Raw genomic sequence first — 1,787 nt, forward strand, 5'->3', positions numbered from 1 at the left:
GCCCGCGCATGCCCGTTCGCCGCGCGCCCGCGCGCCGCGCCGTCGTGCACGCTGCCGGGCTGCTGCGCGACGACGTCGTACGCATCGGCGCTGCGCGCGTCGTCGTCGCGCTCCTTGATCAGCAGCCACTGCTCCTGCCGCCCTTCCTGGCGGCCGCTGCGCACGAGCGCCCAGCCGCCGTGCAGCTTCTCGCCGTCGAGCCGGAATTTCAGCTTGCCTGCGCGATAGCCTTCGCGCGCCTTCGCGAGCCCGCCCTCGGGCGTCCACGTGCCCTCGTCCCAGACGATCACCGAGCCCGCGCCGTAATGGCCGGCCGGAATCTCGCCTTCGAACGACGCGTATTCGAGCGGATGATCCTCGACGTGCACTGCGAGCCGCTTGACCGACGGATCGAAACTCGGCCCTTTCGGCACGGCCCACGACTTCAGCGTGCCGTCGAGTTCGAGCCGGAAATCGTAATGCAGGCGCCGCGCGTGATGCTCCTGGATCACGTAGCGCAGCGGATGCCGGCCGCGCTCGGCCGGCTGCGCGTCGGCCGGCGCGCGGCGGCGGCGCGTGCCTTCGGGTTCGGGCGTCGCGTCGAAATGACGCTTGCGGCGATACGGATCGAGCTTGCCGGCCATCGTGTCACCTTGCGTGTCGCGGCGTCATGCCGCGCGCTTCTTGCTGCGCGCGGCGGTCTTTTTCGCGGCGGCGCTGCCGTCGCCGCGCTTGTCGCCGGCCTTGGCCGCCGACGTGCGCTTCGCGGCCGTTTTCGTCGCCGTCTTGGCGCTCGTCTTCGCGGCGGTCTTCGCGCCGCGCTTCGCGGCCGGCTGACGACGGCTACGCGTGCGCGCGTCGGCGTCCTCGTCGTGTTCGTCCTCGTTCGCGGCCGCGCGGTCCGAACCGCGGCCGCCGCCGCGCAGGCTGCGCTTGAGCAGCTCGGTCAGATCCACGACGTTCGACGGCACGTGGCCGCGATCGGCCGGACGTTCCTCGATTTCCTCGATCCGCCCTTGGCGCACCTTGCGCTCGACGAGTTCGAGAATGTCGTCGCGGAACGTGTCGTGATACTGCTCGGGCGTCCATTCGCCGGACATGTCGTCGATCAGCTTCTTCGCCATCGCGAGCTCGCGCGCGCTCACGCCCGCGCGCTTCGCGTCCTCGACCGGCGTCGAGAGCTCGTCGAGCCCGCGCAGTTCGTCCTGCCAGCGCAGCGTGTCGAGCGCGAGCAGCGGGCCGACCGGAATCAGCGCGCCGAGATGCTGCTTGTCGCGCATCACGACCAGCGCGATGCCGATCTTGCCGCTGTCCTTCAGCGCGTCGCGCAGCAGCGCATAGACCTTTTCGCCCTTGCGGTCGGGCACCAGGTAGTACGGCGTGTCGAGATAGAGGAACGACACGGCCTCCTGATCGACGAACGTCAGGATATCGACCGTCTGCGTCGATTCGGGGTTGGCCGCGCGGATCTCCTCGTCGGTCAGCACGACGTAGCGCTCCTTCTCGTACTCGTAGCCGCGCACGATGTCGTCGCGCGACACCTCCTTGCCGGTACGCTTGTTGATCTGCCGATAGCCGACCGGGTCCATCGAGCGCTTGTCGAGCAGCCGGAACGACGGTTTCACGGTGCGCGTGGCCGGAAACAGCTGCACGGGCACGTGCACGAGCCCGAAGCTGATCGCGCCTTTCCAGATCATCCGTGCTGCCATGCCTTTCCTCCTTGCGGGCAGCCGCGCACGCGCACGGCGTGCGGGGGCGCGCGCGGCGTGCGCGGCCTGCGGGTGCAGCCGTGGCCGCACACCGCGCCG

The 1,787-nt window shown here is 70.1% G+C and carries 2 protein-coding genes; both read right to left on the minus strand.

Annotated elements, in window-relative coordinates:
* The coding region (locus HMPREF3115_RS11010) for a DNA polymerase ligase N-terminal domain-containing protein (RefSeq protein WP_305367008.1) at positions 1-623 on the minus strand (623 nt) is incomplete at its 3' end.
* A gap of 24 nt (positions 624-647) precedes the next feature.
* Complete coding sequence (locus HMPREF3115_RS11015; RefSeq protein ID WP_006408555.1) at positions 648-1,688, minus strand: non-homologous end joining protein Ku; 1,041 nt, start codon at positions 1,686-1,688, stop codon at positions 648-650.
* Positions 1,689-1,787 lie beyond the last annotated feature (99 nt).

It is taken from the genome of Burkholderia sp. HMSC10F09, assembly GCF_001806955.1.
Classification (GTDB): Bacteria; Pseudomonadota; Gammaproteobacteria; order Burkholderiales; family Burkholderiaceae; genus Burkholderia; species Burkholderia multivorans.